The 19,116-nt window shown below is 65.7% G+C and carries 12 protein-coding genes, 1 tRNA gene and 3 pseudogenes; 4 read left to right on the forward strand and 12 right to left on the reverse strand.

What is annotated here, in order from left to right; translation table 11 throughout:
* A pseudogene (locus ACFU99_RS08090) lies at window positions 1-859 on the reverse strand (LuxR family transcriptional regulator); the annotation flags it as partial.
* Between the two features lie 1,245 nt (window positions 860-2,104).
* Window positions 2,105-2,431 (reverse strand): annotated as a pseudogene (locus ACFU99_RS08095) (AAA family ATPase); the annotation flags it as partial.
* A gap of 520 nt (window positions 2,432-2,951) precedes the next feature.
* On the opposite strand from ACFU99_RS08095, the pseudogene ACFU99_RS08100 reads away from it, so the two are divergent.
* Window positions 2,952-4,321, forward strand: a pseudogene (locus ACFU99_RS08100) (IS1380 family transposase).
* 495 nt (window positions 4,322-4,816) lie between these two features.
* Here ACFU99_RS08100 and ACFU99_RS08105 read toward each other — a convergent pair.
* From ACFU99_RS08105 to ACFU99_RS08130, 6 genes are all read right to left on the reverse strand, one after another.
* Window positions 4,817-5,398, reverse strand: coding sequence for a hypothetical protein (locus ACFU99_RS08105; RefSeq protein WP_384387514.1), 582 nt, complete (start codon window positions 5,396-5,398; stop codon window positions 4,817-4,819).
* 576 nt (window positions 5,399-5,974) lie between these two features.
* On the reverse strand, window positions 5,975-8,692 hold the full coding sequence (locus ACFU99_RS08110; RefSeq protein WP_384387517.1) for an N-6 DNA methylase: 2,718 nt from the start codon (window positions 8,690-8,692) through the stop codon (window positions 5,975-5,977).
* 167 nt (window positions 8,693-8,859) lie between these two features.
* On the reverse strand, window positions 8,860-9,303 hold the full coding sequence (locus ACFU99_RS08115) for an NUDIX domain-containing protein (protein ID WP_384387520.1): 444 nt from the start codon (window positions 9,301-9,303) through the stop codon (window positions 8,860-8,862).
* A 256-nt stretch (window positions 9,304-9,559) separates the two neighbouring features.
* Entirely contained in the window at window positions 9,560-10,936 is a 1,377-nt protein-coding gene (locus ACFU99_RS08120) for an IS1380 family transposase (RefSeq protein ID WP_384387523.1), read from the reverse strand.
* A 542-nt stretch (window positions 10,937-11,478) separates the two neighbouring features.
* A complete protein-coding gene (locus tag ACFU99_RS08125; RefSeq protein WP_384387526.1) occupies window positions 11,479-11,634 on the reverse strand; it encodes a hypothetical protein in 156 nt (51 codons plus the stop codon).
* 166 nt (window positions 11,635-11,800) lie between these two features.
* The gene (locus tag ACFU99_RS08130; RefSeq protein WP_384387529.1) at window positions 11,801-12,079 is read right to left on the reverse strand and encodes a hypothetical protein; all 279 of its coding nucleotides are present in this window, start codon (window positions 12,077-12,079) and stop codon (window positions 11,801-11,803) included.
* Between the two features lie 59 nt (window positions 12,080-12,138).
* On the opposite strand from ACFU99_RS08130, the gene ACFU99_RS08135 reads away from it, so the two are divergent.
* Together ACFU99_RS08135 and ACFU99_RS08140 are read left to right on the forward strand one after the other, a co-directional pair.
* Window positions 12,139-12,891 (forward strand): GntR family transcriptional regulator, encoded by a 753-nt coding sequence (locus ACFU99_RS08135; RefSeq protein ID WP_384387531.1) that lies wholly within the window; start codon window positions 12,139-12,141, stop codon window positions 12,889-12,891.
* Window positions 12,892-13,076: 185 nt separating this feature from the next.
* Window positions 13,077-14,177 (forward strand): Rieske 2Fe-2S domain-containing protein, encoded by a 1,101-nt coding sequence (locus tag ACFU99_RS08140; protein ID WP_384387534.1) that lies wholly within the window; start codon window positions 13,077-13,079, stop codon window positions 14,175-14,177.
* A 105-nt stretch (window positions 14,178-14,282) separates the two neighbouring features.
* Here the strand turns inward: ACFU99_RS08140 and ACFU99_RS08145 are convergent, their stop codons facing one another.
* Window positions 14,283-14,495, reverse strand: coding sequence for a hypothetical protein (locus ACFU99_RS08145; protein WP_384387537.1), 213 nt, complete (start codon window positions 14,493-14,495; stop codon window positions 14,283-14,285).
* Between ACFU99_RS08145 and ACFU99_RS08150 the strand changes: the two genes are divergently transcribed.
* A complete protein-coding gene (locus ACFU99_RS08150; protein ID WP_384387540.1) occupies window positions 14,461-15,795 on the forward strand; it encodes a tyrosine-type recombinase/integrase in 1,335 nt (444 codons plus the stop codon). The two genes, ACFU99_RS08145 and ACFU99_RS08150, sit on opposite strands and share 35 nt — an antisense overlap.
* 47 nt (window positions 15,796-15,842) lie before the next feature.
* Here ACFU99_RS08150 and ACFU99_RS08155 read toward each other — a convergent pair.
* From ACFU99_RS08155 to ACFU99_RS08165, 3 genes are all read right to left on the reverse strand, one after another.
* Window positions 15,843-15,916: transfer RNA gene (locus tag ACFU99_RS08155), tRNA-Thr, on the reverse strand.
* A gap of 84 nt (window positions 15,917-16,000) precedes the next feature.
* The gene (locus ACFU99_RS08160) at window positions 16,001-17,590 is read right to left on the reverse strand and encodes an alpha/beta hydrolase (protein WP_384387543.1); all 1,590 of its coding nucleotides are present in this window, start codon (window positions 17,588-17,590) and stop codon (window positions 16,001-16,003) included.
* 163 nt (window positions 17,591-17,753) lie between these two features.
* Window positions 17,754-18,968: a DNA polymerase III subunit delta' gene (locus tag ACFU99_RS08165; RefSeq protein WP_384387545.1), complete on the reverse strand. Its 1,215-nt coding sequence runs from the start codon at window positions 18,966-18,968 to the stop codon at window positions 17,754-17,756.
* Window positions 18,969-19,116: the final 148 nt, after the last annotated feature.

A 19,116-nucleotide genomic window follows, 5' to 3' on the forward strand; every position in this document is an offset into this window, starting at 1 on the left:
CATCGCCCTCGCGGGCGAGCCGCCGCCCGCGGCGCCACATGGCGGCGGCGCCGGGCCCGTCTCCGGCGGCCTTCAGATGGGGGACGCCGAGCAGGAGGCTGTGGGCTTCGCGCAGCGCGGCGCCGGAACGCGCGCTCTCCCGCGCGGCCTCGCCGAACGCCCGTGCCGCGGCAGCCGGTTCGCCGCGCGCGGCGTCGATCATCCCGAGGCAGCGCAGTGCGGCGCCGCGCTGGGTGGGCAGCTCAAGCTGCCCGGCCTCGTCCACGGCACGAACCGCCCAGTACTCGGCGTCCGCACTGTCCCCGGTGGCGAGGGCGGCGGTGACGAGCAGTTCCAGGAAGTTGGGCCGTACGGAGGGCTGGAGGCGGGGCAGATCCCGGCCGCCGCCGGCGCGCAGGAGTATGTCCCGTACGCGGTGGGGGTCGCCGGCGCCGAGCACGGCGTAGGCGGACATGCACCGGGCGAGCGTCGCCCACCAGCCGTCCACGGTGCCGACGGTGGCCACCGCCTCCTCGGCTGCGGCGAGTACGTCCGGGTCGCCGGGCGGCCGGGCGTGCATGAGGATCATGGATCTGATCGCGCGCGTGAAGCCGAGGAGTTCGTGGCCACCGAGGGTACGGGCGACGGCCTCGGACTCGTCGGCCAGTTCCAGGGCCGTGGTGATCCGGCCCGTCATGAAGTGCGCGTACGCGGCGCACAGCAGATGCTGCGAGAGCGCGAACGGCCGTCCGGTCCGCCGGGCGATGTCGGCGCCGCGCTGGGTGTGCCGCTCGGCCTCGGCGTACTCGTCGAGGAACACCTCGCTCCAGGCCAGCCTGACCAGCGACTCGCAGTGGCCGACGAGATCGCCGTCGGTCAACACGTCGATGAGCGCGACGGCGTCGGCGACGTGCTGACGGGCGACGGCGGTGTTCCCTTCATACGCCTCACCGATGGCGGAAAGGGTAGTGATCTCCCCGGCCCCGAGCTCATCACCCTGTTCCCGGGTACGGGCGAGGGCTCGGGCCAGCTCCTCCCGAACGCCGGGAAACCGGGTGGCGAACAGCGCGTGGTTGCCCCACTCGACGACGAGCGCGACGCTCCGCTCGCCGGGCGACGCTGCGGCGCACCGTTCCATTTCACGATGCAGAAGGGCGCCGGCCTCCGGGTAACGCCCCAGGTGACGCTCCATAAAGGCGCACTCGACGAGAGCGGCGCCCCGCAGAGGGTCGCCCCCATGAGACCCCCTCAGCCGAATCAGCTGATGCAGCAGATCGCGGCTCTCCTTCACGGCTCCGGTGGTGCCGAGGGCGCGGGCGCGGGCGAGCATGAGCTCGCAGCGGGTATCGAGACACTCAGGCAGATCAGGCAAAACCCCCAACACGACGTCCAGCCACCGCGAGGCAAGAGCAGGAGCGCTGGTGGCTATCCGCTCGGCGGCACGAATCAACACACCGGCGTCCGCGGCGTCCCACCGGGTGAGCGCCTGCTCCAGGTGGTGCGCCTGATCGACGACGGAGGCCCCGGCGAGGGCCAGTGCAGTGGCGGCCTGCCGATGGAACCGCTGCCGTTGCCAGGGATCAACGCTGTCGCACACGAGCCCCCGCATGAGGGGATGCCTCAAAGCCAGCCGATGCCCACCCGGATCGGGACGTACGAGATCCCGCCGTACGACCTCGCGCAGCGCGTCCACGAGCGCGGCGTCGTCGACTCCGGTGACGGCGCCGAGGAGGTCGGTGGTGGCGTGGTCACCGAGCAAGGCGACGGCTTCGACGAGATGCCGCTCAAGGCCGGAGAGGACGGAGAGCTCGTCGAGCAAGAGCGCCTGAGCAACACCGCCCCCGCCCCCCGAAGCCCCCAAGAGCAGCCCAAAATAAAAAGGGTTACCGCGACTGAGCGCGAAAGCCTCCCGAGCCAACTCAACCGACCCCCCTGCCCCCACCCCACCAACACAATCGCTGATCTCCAGCGCCCTGAGGACGATCTGCGTAACAACCCCGGTGTCGTGGCCACGGGCGAGGAGGGAGGAGAGGGCGGGAGGGGACTGCCGGGGGCGGCGGGAGAGGACGAGGAGGAGGGGGGCGGGGAGGGGGTGCCGTATGAGGTGGTCGAGGAGTTCGAGGGAGGCGGGGTCGGCGTGATGCAGATCGTCAAGGAGCAACACAAGCCCACGACGAGCAAGCCCCCGCAGCAGAGCAGTGAGCGACTGGACCCCGACCAACTCAACAGCCTCAAGATCGGCAAAAGCATCGAGGAACACGTGAAAAGACGGGGAAGGCACCCCCCGCTCCCCTTCGACGGCACGCCCCCGCAGCACCACCATCCCCCGGTCCCGAGCCACCGCCCCGAACTCAACCAGTAGCCGACTCTTACCAATCCCGGCATCACCAGCAACATCAACAACAGCAGCGGCCCCCGAGAGCCCCTCCAAAACCCCCAAAAGCCGCCCCATCTCCACCCCCCGCCCCAAAAATCTCACCAAAACCTCCCAACCCCACCCCACCCCAACTCCCCCGTTCTACCCCACCCCACTGACACCCCCACAACAACCAATCAGCCCCAATTGGCCTGCGGCTGCGGACGGCGACGGCCTCGCCGGACGGCGGATTGAGAAGTCGGAGCGTGCTGCGGCCAGTAAAGCCAGGCCCGTACGCGGACCACTCGCTCAGGCGGACACAGCGCGGGCCCTAGCAGAGCCGGATCGGCCGCCGACCTGAGCAGGACGCACCGCGTCAACTTCACCAGATCACTCGGGACCGGCAGCAGCACCCGACGGATGCTCATGGGAGGCCACCTGACGACGCCAGAGGCTCGGCCGCTCTCAGACTCACCGCAGCCTGGAAAGGCTAACCTCGCGCTTTCACGAGGCGGGCTGTCCGCCCGGTGATCGCGTAAGCAGAAAGGGCCTCTGACCAGCGAGAATGAGGATTGCTGAGGTCCTTGTTCCCGCCACCGTCGGAGGCACTTTCCAGGTGAAGAAGCGTATCGGGTCCTACCCGCGTGTCCGCGTCGAGGGCGGCGGTCGCGGAGTGGTTTCGCAGGCCGGTGCGGTGCTGTTGGTCGAGACGGTCCGCAAGACCGGCCTGGATGCGGCGATATCGACGGCACTCGCTCCGTGGCGCAAGCAGCGGGCCGTCCACGACCCGGGAAAAATCTTCCTGGACGTCGCCTCGCGGTCGCGCTGGGCGGGGACTGCCTGGCCGATGTGGGCATGCTGCGGGCGGAGCCCGCTGTGTTCGGGCCGGTGGCCTCCGCCCCGACAGTCTCCCGGCTCATCGACCTGCTCGCCCGGGGCGGGAAGCGGGCCCTGACCACACTGCGCACGGCCCGCGCCGAAGTACGCGAACATGTCCGGAAGTTGGCCGACCAGGAGGCGCCGGACGCGGGCGGGCAGGTGATCGTGGACATCGACGGCGTCCTCGTCATCGCGCACTCCGAGAAGCAGGACGCCACCGCGACCTGGAAGAAGACGTTCGGGCACCACCCGCTGATGGGGTTCGTCGACCATGGCCGGGGCGGGTCCGGCGAGCCGGTCGTGGGCCTGCTGCGGCCCGGCAACGCGGGTTCCAACACCGCCACGGACCACATCCAGGCCACCAGGCTGGCTTTGGCCCAACTGCCGAAACGGCTGCGGCGCGGACGCCAGACGCTGATCCGCACCGACTCCGGCGGCGGCACCCACGAGTTCGTCGCCTGGCTCGCCCAGCGCGGAAGGTGGCTGTCGTACTCGGTCGGGATGACCATCACCGACACCATCCACTAGGCCGTCCTGAAGGTCCCGGCCTCGGCCTGGACCCCGGCCGTCGAACCCGACGGCGACATCCGCGACGGCGCCTGGGTCGCCGAACTCGCCGGCGATTGCCTGACGGGCTGGCCGAAAGGGCTGCGGCTCATCGTGTGCAAGGAACGGCCTCACCCCGGCGCCCAGTTGCGCTTCACCGACGCTGACGGCATGCGCTTGACCTGCTTCGCCACCAACACGGTCAGCGAGGCGGTCGCCGCCCTCGAACTGCGCCACCGGCAGCGGGCCCGGGCCGAGGACCGCATCCGCGCCGCCCGCGCCACCGGCCTGCGCAACTTCCCCCTCCACGACACCGCGCAGAACCAGATCTGGCTGGAGATCGTGCAGATCGCCCTCGACCTGCTCGCCTGGATGCCCCTGCTCGCCCTCGCCGGCACCGCTCCGGCTCTGGGAGCCCCGCCGCCTGCGGCTTCGGCTGTTCTCCACCGCCGCCCAGCTCGTCACCACCGGCCGCCGCCGCTACCCGCCAAGCACTGGCCCTGGACCGACGTGATCACCGATGCCCTGCACCGACTCCACGCCCTCCCGAGCCCAGGCTGACCAGCACCTTTCCCATCCCTGCGAACAGCACGAGCCCACCGGAGCCGTGGAACCCGACGCGACAGCCGGGCACTCCACCTGCCCAGACTCCGAAATCCCCACCGACACTCACCACAATGGGCCCGTCAGCCAGCTGGCGGGCCCTCATGAATGATCGAGGCTAAAGCATTCGACTGACGACAGTTTGGATCACCGTACGCCGCCACCGGCATGGAGGGCACCATTCTCAACATCGCCTACATGGACGATGGAGTCCGTGATATCCATGAAATGCATGAGCGCCTTGACCGATACCTTGTAGCTCCGCCCTGCCCTAGCCACAGGGAAAGGAAAATCGCCTGCCCTGCTGAGTCGGTGTGCAGAAGATTCAGAGATCCCCATCACACCCGCAGCCTCTCGGAGCCCAGCAAAAGAAGGATATAGGTCGTGGTATCCCCGCACAAAGTCGAAGCAACCCAACCCCTGGAGCAGCGCACCATAACGCTCCCCCCTAATCTATTCTGCGGCATCCGCATCACGGATACTATTGACATCGATGATCGACGACGCACTCAGCACGGAACTCTGGCTCGATATCTCCGGACGGACGAACATGTCAAACTCGTCCATCGAGTACTCCGACGAGGTGGAATTCCCGCACCGGAAAGCCACTTCGAAGGCAGCCTTCACCATTCGATCTCTGACACGGCGGGGCGGGACACCCATGGCAGTGTCCACCCACACCTCCAACGCAGTTGCCACCATGCCCGACCAAATCTCTTCGCGCTCGACTTTGAAATCTTGGGAGATCCTCGCTGAGAGCGAACGGAAGCAGGGGATGATGCAGTCCAATATGACCAGCCGCCACGTATCGTCACCGTCCAGATCGGACAGCCTCCCCATGGCAATAATGGACTCCCAAAGTCGGGAGGTCGAAGCCGATCGAATTCCGGCCGAGATCGCCTCCGCACGAAACTTCAGGTAAGTGGGATGCCGCTTGATCTCACACTCCTCGACATTCCCCACATGCACGCAAACCGGCTCGCTCCCTAAAACCTTCCGCACTTTCCATTCGATTTGATCGAATACATCCGGCATGACCCCTATCCCAATCCGCGTCGACCACTCGCGACCGAGTATGTCGAGCCCAAAAGAACCGAGCGCCTCCACACCAGACCGTCACCCGATCGTGTAGTCCACCGCCCGTTCGGTGGACTATGGAGCTCCCTTTCCTGTCTGTTTGGTAGGGGTGTGGCCGCTGCCGTAGGAACGTGCAGGGGACGGGGCGGAGACGCGAACGACCTCCTTCGAGCAGGGCCGCACGAGAGGCCTCCGGATGCAGCCTGCGCTGGCCGTAAACGCACGCGTAGAGGCACTGGTTCAGGATGCCTGCTCGACTGCCGCGTAGTGGCGACGAGCAGGCCGAACGCAAGAATCTCCAGGTCAGAGGATTGACCTGGAGGTTCAAGTAGAGCCGCCTTCGGGATTCGAACCCGAGACCTACGCATTACGAGGCCTGCAAGATCGTGACGCCCCCTGCCCAGTGATCACACTCGATCCATTTTTCCCTGGTCAGAGACCTGTCGGCCTCGCGGGCCTGACGCGTGATCCAACGGATGCCGCTCCGTCCGCTCACGCATCGCTCACGCACGGAGCGGTCAAGCCCACCAGTGGCTACCTTGGCGGCTTGAACGCCGCCAGGAGCGCCCTCGCTTCCTTGTTATCCAAGTTGAGGGATGAACCAAGGGTCTGGGCCGCCGTCTCATAAAGCTCGCGCGCCTTCCGCTCCAAGGCCCGGGCATCCTCGACGGCCTTGATGGCGGCTTCGCTGATCTTCACGGTTGGTACTGGAAGCTGCAGCTGGGCGACGATTGCCCAGTCAACCCTCGTCCTCCCCATCCCCGTCGACGAGAGAAGCAAGTCGGCCCGAGCCTCAGGCGTGCGAAGCATTTGCCAGATCAGATAGGGATGATACCCCTGCCGCGGTCGGCAAACCGTATATTCCTTTGTCGCTACTAGCCCTTCCAGCTCATCAGGAATTACGGCGACCGCTCCATGCACGGCATTGATGTGACTAATAACCACATCTCCTGCCCTGACCTTGTACAGCACATCGTACGTTGAGTCGGATGCCGCAATCGTCTCGCCAGCTTCTGCCACACCGTCATAACGAACTCGAAGCAGCGTTACAAGCTCGTCACTTTCGGACGGAATAACGACATCGCTCGCCCTATCAACGAGTGTTTCACCTTCTGCAGGCAGTTCAACTACCCCAAAGGCCGGCCTGAGCATCTCCCCAACGCTCAGCACCTCATGCCCTTCCGCCTGCCACTTTTCGACATTTCGCCCGGCGCTTGGCAGACACGCCTTCACGTCCATACGGTTCTCGATGGCCCCTGGAGGCACAATCCAAGAATCATCAGGATGGCCGTTCAGGAAATCCTTGTAGAGCCTGCCTACTTCCTCGATCTCCGCCTCAGCAGCTCTACGGTTTTCTTCATCGATGGGGAGTACTCGCTGGCGTGCCACTTCGTCGATACCCACGCGTGTGCAGTAATACATAAACACAGGCGTCTGCTCTTCATCTGGATGGTGCTTCTTCTGTAGCACCACAACAGAGGTCTTCACGCGAGCCTGCGATCGCTGGAAAGCATCCCCAGGCAGTGAGACTACCGCCTTGACGATGAATTTGTCTCGCACATAGGAACGGATTCTCTTCTCACGGTCTCCACCGAGAATCGAGTCATCAATAACGGTTACGAGACGGCCGCCGGGACGAAGTAGATCGTGATACCTCTCGATGAACATCATGCTCGACTTGAGACTGGAGATCGGCTTACGAGTTCGGCCTGAATCTTGAAAAGCAAGCTCATACTGATCGAGAATCTGGCGCTCCACATCCGTCTTGCGAGCGTACTCTTTCGCAAATGGCGGATTCGTCAAAGCAACATCAAACCCAGAGCGCTCAGCAATCTCCTTGAATTCCTCCTTTTCGTCACGAACCTCATTCGATTCGGTGGCATGCGACCTTACTCGTTTGTCGAGCGCATCCAACTGGTAGACACGACTCCCGCCATCCCCATGCAAGTACATGTTGATCCGTGCAATCCGCGCGAGGGCAGGCTCTTTCGCGACGTCGATTCCGTAGATTCGCTGGGTCGCAATTTCTTCACGCGTCTGATTCTTCTCGGCTGCGGACAGGCTTTGATTAGCAGCCACCTTACCCCACATGTCAGAAAGGCTCTCAATTAGGAACCCTCCTGTCCCGCAGCAAGCATCAATGACCGTATCAACGTGATCACGGCGAACCTGAAGATCAGCGAGGCGGGTTGCTAGTTTCACCACGCTACGAGGGGTAAAGAATTGACCGAGGTCCTTACCGCGCAAGGTCGCATTCAAGAACGTCTCAAACAGGCGCCCGTTTAGATCTGAATCCATACTGTAAAGATCAAGGTCCTGTAGCTTAGCAACTACGCCCTTGATCGTCTCGGGACTCAGGTCAAGAATTTCACCCTGACTGAAGATCCGCTTCTTCTTGCGCTTCCGGATCTCTTCTTCCAATTGACGGACAAGGTTGCTGAACTGGACGTCGGCAACAGGATTCGGGCTTTCCCCCTCCATCTTTTCAATCCACGCCGTGGAGAATTTCACTTCTTCCGCGGGGATTTGAAGAGAACCATTCTCCAGGACTAGCGCGTCAGGGCTAGCGTGTATGGCCTTATCGCTGAGAAGCTTAAGGAATACGACCTTCACAAATTCCATGAAGGCTGCAGAGTAGCTATAGTTCTCGCGTCGGTAGATAAACTTATGACACCACGCGAAAGCAGAGTTGATCTCAGAGATTGAAGCCCGACGAATCTCCATTGACGATTCAAAAAGGGCAGGCTGCAAAGCCCACCCTTTGGACGCAAAGGCATCCGGAGCCATAATCTCCTTCAACTTTACCCACTTCTCGCTCACTCCGTCAAAATCTTTGAAGGATAGAGTGAGTATCGGATCCTGGCGATCCCATTCATAGACTTCCGTCAGGGCACCGTTCGTCATGATGAAGTGAGTGACAGGGTTGCCCTGCCGATGCGACGCATTAATATGATGACAATAGCTAGCCGCCTGACCAACAAAAGGGAGGAGGCTTTCGTCGACTGCTTTAGCTTCCAGCACCCAACGGACAGTATTATCAACCTCAAGGGCGTAATCGGGTCGATACAGCTTTCGCTGGCGACCTTCATTCACCTTGAGCTTCTCCAGGGACTCCTTGGTCTTGATCTGTCCGTCACGATACCCAAGCTCAGCAAGCAGGCGATTGACAAAGAATGTCTCAACACTTGCTTCGTTTCCCAACACGTCAAGCTGGCAAAACATGTTGCGGTGTGAACCATGGGCACTGGACACTGGTTCTTCCTTCGCTTGGGACCCTACGTACGCTACGCAACGACCATTTGACATGATCGGCACGTGGGCGACTACCTAAATAGAGAAATCTACACCACCTGCAGGCTAGGCGGGGGCACCACCCCCTCGATAGCTCAACACGCTCTTCTGTGTCTTGAGGCTGTTCGCTAACGCCAGCCGTCGAGCGATATCTGAGGACCATCGGTCAGGTACCAGCGGAGAGCGCTGGCGGTCGTGTCCACGAACTCTTCGGGGATGGCGTTGGTATCGGTCCAACGGACCCGAGCATGCTTGCGTGGTTCGCGATTTTCGGGCTCACCGGTCCATTCGTAGGCGACGAAGACAACGGTGAGGAAGCCGTTGGGGGCTTCGACGCCCCAGGCGCTGTGGATGATGTGGGCGACCTTCAGAGACTCCGGCTTCACGGTCAGACCGGTCTCCTCGTACAGCTCGCGCACCGCAGTTTCTGTGATCGGCTCGCCGGGCTCGCTCTTGCCAACGGGGAGGTCCCACATGCCCTGGGCGAACTTGGCGTCCTGACTTCGTTGGAGGAGGACGACGCGGTTGGTGGCCTTGTCGTGGACGATGACGGCGGCGACCAGCAGGGTCATGGATTCGAGGGCGGGTGGGAGGCTTTGGGCTGGTCGTCGGCTTGCGGCTGAGCCACGGCTGCGTCCCTTCATTGGCCGGATAGTTGGCAGCTTAGCCTCGATCTTTCGTGACGGTCCGTCGGATTCTTCGGCGGGCCGTTTCGGTTGCTCGGGTTGGTGGTGGCCAGGTTGATGGCCCGGCTGTCGCGTCGGGTGGGCGCCGGGTTCCACGGCTCCGGTCGGGGTGGTGCTGTCCGCAGGTAGGGGAACGTGCTGGTCAGCCGGGGTTCGGGAGAGCTTCGAGCCGTGCCAGGGCATCAGTGATCACATCGGTCCAGGGCCAGTGGCGTGCGAATCTCAGGCGCCTGCGGCGGGCGGTCGTGACGATCTGAGCGGCGGCGGAGAAGAGGCGGAGCCTCAGACGGCGGGGCTCCCACCTGCGGGTTTCGCCGGTCAGAGCGAGCATGGGCATCCAGGCCAGCAGGTCGAGGGCGAGCTGGACGATCTCCAGCCAGATCCGGTTCTGTGCGGTTTCGCGCAGGGGCAGGTTGCGTAGGCCGGTGGCGCGGGCGGCCCGGATGCGGTCCTCGGCGCGTGCGCGCTGGCGGTGCCGGAGTTCGAGTGCGGCGATCGGGACGCCGGTGGTGTTGGTGGTGAACGCGGTGAGCCGCAGCCCGTCGGCATCGGTGAAGCGCAGCTGCGCTCCCGGATGGGGCCGTTCTTTGCGGATCATCAGCCGCATCCCCTTGGGCCAGCCCTTGAGGACATCGCCGGTGAGTTCGGCGACCCAGGCGCCGTCGCGGATCTCGCCGCTCGGCTCGACGGCCGCCGTCCACGCGGCGGGAGGGGCCTTGAGGACGGCCTCGTGGATGGCGTCGGTGATGGTCATGCCGACCGAGTACGACAGCCACCTGCCCCGCTGGGCGAGCCAGGCGAGGAACTCGTGGGTGCCGCCTCCGGAGTCGGTACGGATCAGCGTCTGGCGTCCGCGCCGGTACTTCTTCGGCAGCTGGGCCAGGGCGAGTTGGCTGTGGTGATGTGGTCGGCGGCGGTGTTGCTGCCCGCGTTTGCCCGGCCGCAGCAGGCCGGCCACCGGCTCTCCGCTGCCCTGCGGCCCGTGATCGACGAAGGCCATGAGCGGATGGTGGCCGAAGGTCTTCTTCCACGTCGCGGTGACATCCTGCTTTTCCGAGTGCGCCAGGACGAGCACCCCGTCCAGGTCCACGATCACTTGACGAGCGGCGTCGGGCGCCGAACGGCCCGCCGGCTTCCACACGTGCTCGCGAACGTCCGCCCGCGCAGAGCGGACCGCTGTCAGGGTCTTCGACCCGGCCGAGGCGAGGGCATCGATCAGCCGTGAGACGGTCGGATCGGAGGCCACCGGACCGAACACGCCAGGCTCGGCCCGCAGCATGCCGACGTCCGCGAGGCAGTCCCCACCCAAAGCAACCGCCAGAGCCACATCCAGCAGGATCTTGCCCGGACCGTGCACCGCCCGAGCCTTTCGCCACAGCGCCAGTGCCGCCGATATCGCCTGATCAAGACCGGACTTGCGGACTGTCTCGATCAGCAGCACGCCGCCGGCCTGGGACACCACCGCCCGGCCACCGCCCTCGATACGGACACGCGGGTAGGACCCGATACGCTTCTTCACCTGGGAAGTGCCTCCGACGGTGGCGGGAACAGGGATCTCGACAATCCACATTCTCGCTGGTCAGAGGCACTTTCTGCTGACGCGATCACCCACCGGACAGCCCGCTTCATGAAAGCGCGAGGCTAGCCGTACGACCGCGGACGCCCAGGGACGATCAGCGACCACACCGCAACTGAGACCAAATCTGAGACCACCCGGCGACCGAGCAGCCCCAGATGACAAGTGCGAGCCGGTCACCGACCGCGCTAGTCAACGCCCGTCCGCCCACGGAGACTGGAGAGGCGTTCTCGGGCGTTTGGGGGCCGGTCGGAGTACCGCCGGGCGGCACTCCGGAGCGTCCGCCGGGATCGGTTGCCCGTCCAGGGCGCGGCACAGGGAAGCGTGCAGGAGCTCGGCGCATACCGCACTCAGCCTCATCGGTGCCTCAGCGATCATCTTGCCGCTTCTGATGATCCTCAGCGGCACCATCACGTACCCCTCCTCGGTGCGGTACAGCGGTAGTCCCTCGGGACACTCCACAGACCACAGGGGAGTGTCGTCGCTCATTGCTGTGTCACCGCCGGAATGACTAGCAGTTGCAAGACGGTGCGGAGACTCTGCTTGAGCGCTGCCACGTGGTAGGCCATCTCTTCCGGCGTCGCGGTCTCCAGTACGACACCTTCAACATCCGCGAGGCTTTGGCTGGCCACGATCACCACTGCCTGTTTCAGCGTATCGCGGGTGGGGTGGCCTGCCCTGATGCACGCTTCGCACAGTCCCGAGCGTGGGTTGTCAGGCGCGAGAGGTCCGAAGTCACCTTCTCGCCCACACAGGGCACAGCCGCGCCGGGGTGGTCCGCACTCGCTAGGAGCGTTGTCGTTCACGTCATCGGCTTTCTGTCGGCTCAACGCCATCTCCGCCGCCGGCCGTCTGCTCGGTGCGGACGGTGACCCATGCGGTCTGGCCGTCGGCGTCACCGTCGAGCCCGAAACTGTCGGCCATCTCCAAGGCAGTGAGGAGTGCTCGCCACCGGAATAAGGGAATGGGACCGGACGCATCGGATTCGATCCGGAAGTGATCGGGGTGGCGGGTGACGCGAGGTTCGTACGAGGCAGCGGAGAGACGCGCGGCCATGTCTTGCGCTCGCGAGACGGGTGCGGGCACGACGGTCCTCCGTTGCGGCAATGTCACACACAGTGAAGCTAGTGGACTAGATTTGCCACATGCCTGATCAGCCGCCATATCTCGCCGCTTCTGATCTGCTCCGGCAGCGCATCAGCGACGGTGAATGGTCGCCCGGAGATCGCTTGCCTTCCCGCGCTCGGCTCGGTGAGGAGTACGAGGTCGGCGAGAACGTGATCCGTCGCGCACAGGAACTGCTGATCGCTCAAGGACTTCTGGAGGGCCGCGCCGGTTCCGGTACGTACGTGGCCGAACCGCGCGCGAAGGTCCGCATGGTGCGCTCGCGAAGTCGTGAAGTGCGCGGCGGCTCACCGTTCCGTGGCGACATGGCGGGCCTGGGCAAGGCTGGGTCGTGGGAGCACCACTCCGAGGCCAAGGTGCCGGCGCCCGCAGACATTGCCGCGCGGCTCGGGATCGATGAAGGCGCGCTCACGGTCCACACCACGTACGAGTTCTTGGCCGATGGCAAGCCCGTGCAGTTGTCGAGCAGCTGGGAACCGTACGACCTCACGGGCGGCACCATCGTGGTGTTGCCCGAGGGCGGTCCTCACGGTGGGCGTGGCGTGGTCGAACGAATGGCGGTCATCGGCGTAGCGGTCAGCCATGCTGTGGAGCAGCCGGAACCGAGGCAGGCGACGGCGGAGGAAGCTACTCTGCTTGGTGCTCAGACGGGCGCGTTGGTGACGCACATCCGGCGAACGTACTTCTGCGCCGACGGGCGCCCCGCCGAGACGGCTGACATCGTGATCCCCGCCGCACACTGCGAGATCGTGTACGAGATCCCCATCGAGTAGCCCTGGGGCCAGCTAGCAACGGACCGAGCCGTTCGCAGTCGCTCCCATGTTCGTCGATGTTGAGCAGTCAGCCGAGCCACGCGCCTCCGGCTCGGCTGGGTCTTCTGCGTCGCATCGGGTGGTATGGGGCTGTCAGGTCGCGCCGGTACTCGGGACGCTGAAGAGGCGATCCTAGGCTGACAGGTATGACAAAAGCCGAAAATGCCGTACGGGCGTGGGCACGCCGGTCGGGCTGGCTGTACCCGGTGAGAACGGCACGGGACGTACCCGCGTCGGCTGGGGTGCCGGGGCTGCCGTATCCGAATGGTTGGTACTGCCTGGGGTTTTCGGTGGAACTGCCGCGTGGGCGAGTGATCACCCGGCGCTTGGCTGGTGAGGACGTGGTGCTCTACCGCACTCAGAGCGGATTGGCGCGGGCAGTCGATCCGTACTGTCCGCACCTGGGAGCCCACCTCGGCGCGGGCGGCACCATCGACGGCGAGAACCTGGTGTGTCCGTTCCATGGTTTTGCGTTCGCCCCGGACGGCGCGTGCGTAGGTTCACCTGATAATGCAGTGCTTCGCGCCCGACTCACTACGCGCCCTGTGTTCGAACACAACGGGATTCTGGTTATGTGGCATGGCCACGATGGGAATCGGCCCGCGTGGGAGCTGCCAAATGCAGTTGACCCCGCTGTGACCCCCACTGCGCGATGGAGCATGGAGCTTCCCACTCACCCGCAGGAGATCGTGGAGAACGTTTGCGACTACCGTCACCTCGGGGCTCTCCACCGCCTGCCCGTACGGCTGATCTCCCCACCCACGGCAGACGGACCGCTGCTGCGTACCAACCTGCGGTCCGAAGCAGCCCGCATTCCTTTCCTGGGCAGTCTGACGTGGGAGAACTCTACGTTGATGGCTGGTCTTGGCTGGACGCTGACGGAATTGAGCCTTCCCCGCTTCGGGCTGGTCGTCCACGTGTGGGGTATGGCCACACCCCTCGAACCGGCTCACAGCCGTTTCCGCCTAGCCGTCGCGTGCACGGTCACCGATCCTCGACGCGTGCCGGGCCCGAATGTGCCTGGCTACGTGGCCACGTTGACCAGGGGAGTAGCACAGGCCGTACTTCGCATGACTGCGAGGATCCTGCGTGACGACGTAATGATCTGGAAGCACAAGCGGTACGAACCAATCCCAAAACTGGCTGCCAATGAGCGGAGCATCGGGGTGTTCCGCCACTGGACTCGGCAGTTCTACCCTCCTGCTCCCGCCTCTGCTCCTGATGGCGGCGCCGCTTCGAGGACTTAGCGTCATCTGAGTCAGATCGTGTACTGGGCCGCCAAGTCTGTGGAATGCATCCGATCGTCCCCTTCAGCAAGGCGATCGGATGCGCTCCACAGGGTTCCGTTCGTTCTATATCTCGGCCTCAAGAGTGCCGACGCGAAGCGGCTCGTGGGGCAGGGACAGCGCGTCGGCGGAACGCTGGGCAAGCCACCCCGAAAGCCGATGCGAAGGGCTCTCCGTGCGTACGTGCTTGAAGCCCATGCGCTCGTAGTACGCGTGCGGTCCCTCGTTGGTGCGCCAGGTGTCGATGCGTACCCAGTCCCGCCCTTCAAGGGTGGGCATCAAGAGTGACGGTAGCCCCGACCGACGCCATCGGCGGGGGAAGACCGTCGTGGAAGTGCGCCGCAAGGTCATGGAGTTGGAGAGGCTTCGAGACGAAGGGCGCGCCCCCAAGGCCGGGCGCAAACCGACCGTTGCGCAGTGGATGGAGACCTACCTGACCACGATCGCGAGTCTGAAGCTCAAGCCAAGGTCCCTGGACGACTATTGGTCGAAGACCCGCAACGACATCATCCCGGGCCTTGGCCAACACCGGCTGGACAAGCTCGCGCCGGAACACCTGGAAAGGCTCTACGCGGACATGCTCCAAGAGCATGCGGCGTCGCACGTCCTCAAGGTGCATCGCATCTTGTCGTGCGCGCTGAAAATCGCGCACCGCCGCCGACTCGTCGTGGAAAACGTCGCCACGCTCGTGGACCCGCCCAGCGTCGACGAGACAGAGACGAACCCGTTCACGATCGAAGAGGCCAAAGCCTTCTTGGAGGCCGCTGCCAAACGGCCCGCCTTCATGCGCTGGGTCGTCGGTGTCGGCATGGGCTTTCGCCAGGGTGAAGCTCTGGGTTTCCGCTGGCCTTACGTCGACCTCGAAGCCGAGCTGTTCCACCCCCATTGGCAGCTCCAACGTCTGACTTGGCGTCACGGATGCAAGGACCCGCATGCCTGTGGGGCCCGCCTCCACCGCTTCGAGACATGCCCGTTGCCCTGCTCGACGCACAGGAACTACACGCGCGGCTGTCCCAAACCGTGCACGAAGACGTGCACACGGCATGCCAGCACGTGTCCTGAACGGAAAGGCGGCGGGTTGGCCTTCACGCGTCCCAAGACGAAGAAGAGCCGGAATGCGGTACCGATTCCCCCGCCGTTCGTGCCCTACCTGCGCGAGCACAAGGCGCAGCAGGACGAAGCGCGGATAGCTGCGGGCGTCGACTGGGAGGAGCACGACGTGGTGTTCGCTCGACCCGACGGCCGGCCGATTGACCCCCGCGCTGATTGGGAGGAGTTCAAAGAACTCCTCACGGAGGCGGGTATCAGCGACCGCCGTCTGTACGACGGCAGCCGCCACACCACAGGCACGATCCTCACCGAACTGGGCGTGGACATGCCGACCATCATGGAAATCCTCCGGCACACAGGGATCACCCAGACCCGACGCTATGTGAAGGGGAGATCACACCTCTCCAAAGACGCGATGAGCCGCATGGGAGCCGCCTTCTGGCCTCAGCCAGATACCGCGACTGAGACCAAAACTGAGACCACAGGCAACAGAGCAGCCCGCTCACGTCGCCGTCGCCGCATCAAGTAGCAGCAAAAAGCCCAGGTCACAGAGGTGACCTGGGCTTTTTTGCATTGAGCCGCCTTCGGGATTCGAACCCGAGACCTACGCATTACGAGTGCGTTGCTCTGGCCAACTGAGCTAAGGCGGCGTGCCGCGTTGCCGGGAGGGCGTTTGCGGCGTCGCCAAGTCTACACAGGTCCGAGGGGTGGTCTGTACGGGGGCCGGGGCGGGGTCAGGTGCAGGTCTTGTGGGGGGTGGGGGGTGTGGCTTTGAGGAGGTAGGTGTTGATGGCGGTGTCGATGCAGGTGCTGCCGCGGCCGTAGGCGGTGTGGCCGTCGCCGTTGTAGGTGAGGAGGCGGCCGGAGGTGAGCTGGGCGGCCAGGCCGCGGGCCCAGCGGTAGGGGGTGGCGGGGTCTCGGGTGGTGCCGACCACGACGATGGGGGCCGCGCCCCTGGCCTCGACACGGTGCGGGCTGCCGGTGGCCGGGCGGGGCCAGTAGGCGCAGTTCAGGGCGGACCAGGCCAGGCCGCGGCCGAAGACGGGGGACGCCTTCTCGAAGGCGGGGACCGCCTCGCGGACGTCGTCCGGGCCGCGGAAGGCGGCGGGGAGGTCCAGGCAGTTGACGGCGGGGTTGGCGAACATCAGGTTGGCGTAGCCGCCCTTGCTGTTCCGTTCGTAGTAGTGGTCCGAGAGGGCCAGCAGGGCGCTGCCATCGCCCTTGCCAGCGGGTTTCAGGGCCGATTTCAAGGCCGTACGGAGCTGGGGCCAGCCGCTCTGGTCGTACATCACGGAGATCACGCCGGTCGTCGCCAGGCTCTCGGTGAGGCGGCGAGGGCCGGAGGTGCGGAGCGGGTGTCTGTCGGTGCGGTCGAAAAGCGCCTTCAGGCGGCGGCCGGCATCCGCCGGACTCTTGGTGCCGAGCGGGCAGTCCTTGCGCCCCACGCAGTCCTTGGCGAACGAGGTGAACGCGGTCTCGAAGCCCCCCGTCTGCTCGCGGTTCATGCGCTCCGCGTCCAGCGACGGGTCCATCGCACCGTCCAGGACCACGCGGCCGACGCGGCTCGGGTACAGGCCGGCGTAGGTGGCGCCGAGGAAGGTGCCGTACGACGCGCCGACGTAGTTGAGCTTCCCGTCGCCGAGCGCGGCCCGCAGCACGTCCATGTCGCGGGCGGCCTCGATGGTGGAGACGTGGCCCAGGATGCGGCCGGAGCGGGTCTCGCAACCGCGGCCGAACTTCTTGTACGCCGCCACGAGGCGCGCCGCCTCCGCCCCGTCGTCCGGGGTCTGGTCGGTGGCCGTGAACTCGTCCATCTGCCGGCCGGACAGGCAGGTGACGGGCTCGCTGGCCCCCACCCCGCGCGGGTCCACGGCGACCATGTCGTACCGGGCCCGTACGGATGCCGGGTAGCCGATGCCCGCGTACTGCTGGAGGTACCCGATGGCCGAGCCGCCGGGGCCGCCCGGATTGACCAGCAGCGAGCCCAGCGGCTTCGCCCGGCCTGTCGCCTTTTTACGGGCCACAGCGAGCTTCACATCGCCGCCGGCCTTCGGCCGGGTGTAGTCGAGCGGGACCTTCATCGTGGCGCACTCGAACCCCCGCGCCCGGCACGCGTGCCAGGTCAGCCGCTGCCCGTAGTACGGCTTCAGGGCGGCCGGCGGGGTCGCCGACAGCGGCCGGAGCGGCGTGGGCTCCTCGCGCGCGAAGCCGACGCCCTTGCTGTCCAGGGACGCCGAGCCGCCCGCCGAGCAGCCGGAGACCAGGAGGAGGACGGCTGCCGCCGCGGCGGTACCGGAGGTGCGGAGCAGGCGGCTGCTGGTCATCGGCTGATCCCTTGCCCTTGCCGTAGTCGATTCGAACGCGCTTGGTGATCGCATGCATTCGGAGCGTATCCGGCGAGGTGCGGTGAGCCTCCGTTCCGCGGGCCATTTCTCACTCGTACGAGCCGAGATCGGATGAGCCGCGGCTGGCAGGGCAGGGAGGGGTTCAGCCGGCTCTCAGGGACATCGTCATGGACTCCACCGCCAAGAGCGGCGCCACGTTGCGGTCCAGGGCCCGGCGGCACGCGATCACCGACTCGATGCGGCGCAGCGTCTGCTCCGGCTTCGTCCCCGACGCTATGCGCTCGACCGCGGCCCGTACGTCCGTATTCGCCAGGGCCACCCGCGAACCGAGCTGCAACGCCAGCACGTCGCGGTAGAAGCTCATCAGGTCGATCAGCGCGAGATCGAGGCTGTCGCGCTGGGTACGGGTCGACCGGCGCTTCTGGCGGTCCTGGAGCTCCTTCATGGCGCCCGCCGTGCCGCGCGGGAGGCGGCCGCCGGTGCCCGCCGCCGCGCCGAGTGCCGCGCGCAGCTCCTCCGTCTCCTTCGCGTCGACGTCCTCGGCCACCTGTTTGGCGTCCTCCCCCGCCGCGTCCAGCAGCTCCTGCGCGGCCTTGAGGCAGCCGCCGACGTCGTCCACGCGCATCGGCAGTTTGAGCACGGCCGCCCGGCGGGCGCGAGCCCGCTCGTCCGTGGCCAGGCGGCGGGCGCGGCCGATGTGGCCCTGGGTGGCGCGGGCCGACTGGGCGGCCAGTTCGGGCTCGATGCCATCGCGCCGCACCAGGACATCGGCCACCGCGTCGACCGGCGGCGTACGGAGTGTGAGGAGGCGGCAGCGGGAGCGGATGGTGGGCAGCACGTCCTCCAGGGAGGGCGCGCACAGCAGCCATACGGTGCGGGGCGCGGGTTCCTCGATGGCCTTCAGGAGCACGTTGCCCGCGCCCTCGGTCAGCCGGTCCGCGTCCTCCAGGACGATCACCTGCCAGCGTCCGCCGGCGGGCGACAACTGGGCGCGGCGCACCAGGTCGCGGGTCTCCTTGACGCCGATGGACAGGAGGTCCGTACGGACGATCTCGACATCGGCGTGCGTGCCCACGGTCGTGGTGTGGCAGCCGTCGCAGAAACCGCAGCCCGGCGCTCCGCCCAGCGCCCGGTCCGGGCTGACGCACTGGAGCGCGGCCGCGAAGGCACGGGCGGCCGTCGAGCGCCCGGAACCCGGCGGGCCGGTGAACAGCCAGGCGTGGGTCATCTTGGACGCGGTGATCTCATCCGCGGAGCCCTCGATCGTCGCGGTGACGAACCGGTCCGCGTCGCCGGCGGCATCGGCGAGCTGCGCCGTCACTTGGTCCTGGCCGACCAGGTCGTCCCACACCGCCATGCTGTCCTCCGCACTGTTTGCCCTGCGGCTACCCATTGTGGGTCATGGGTCCGACAGTCCGGCCCGGATGAGTTCGACAGCCGGCCCGCGGCGAGGGGCTCCCGGCCCGGATACGGGGCATAGGTAAGGGGCGGAGCACCATGGGCTC

Origin of the sequence: Streptomyces sp. NPDC057654, from assembly GCF_042800135.1 — a bacterium.
Taxonomy (GTDB): domain Bacteria; phylum Actinomycetota; class Actinomycetes; order Streptomycetales; family Streptomycetaceae; genus Streptomyces.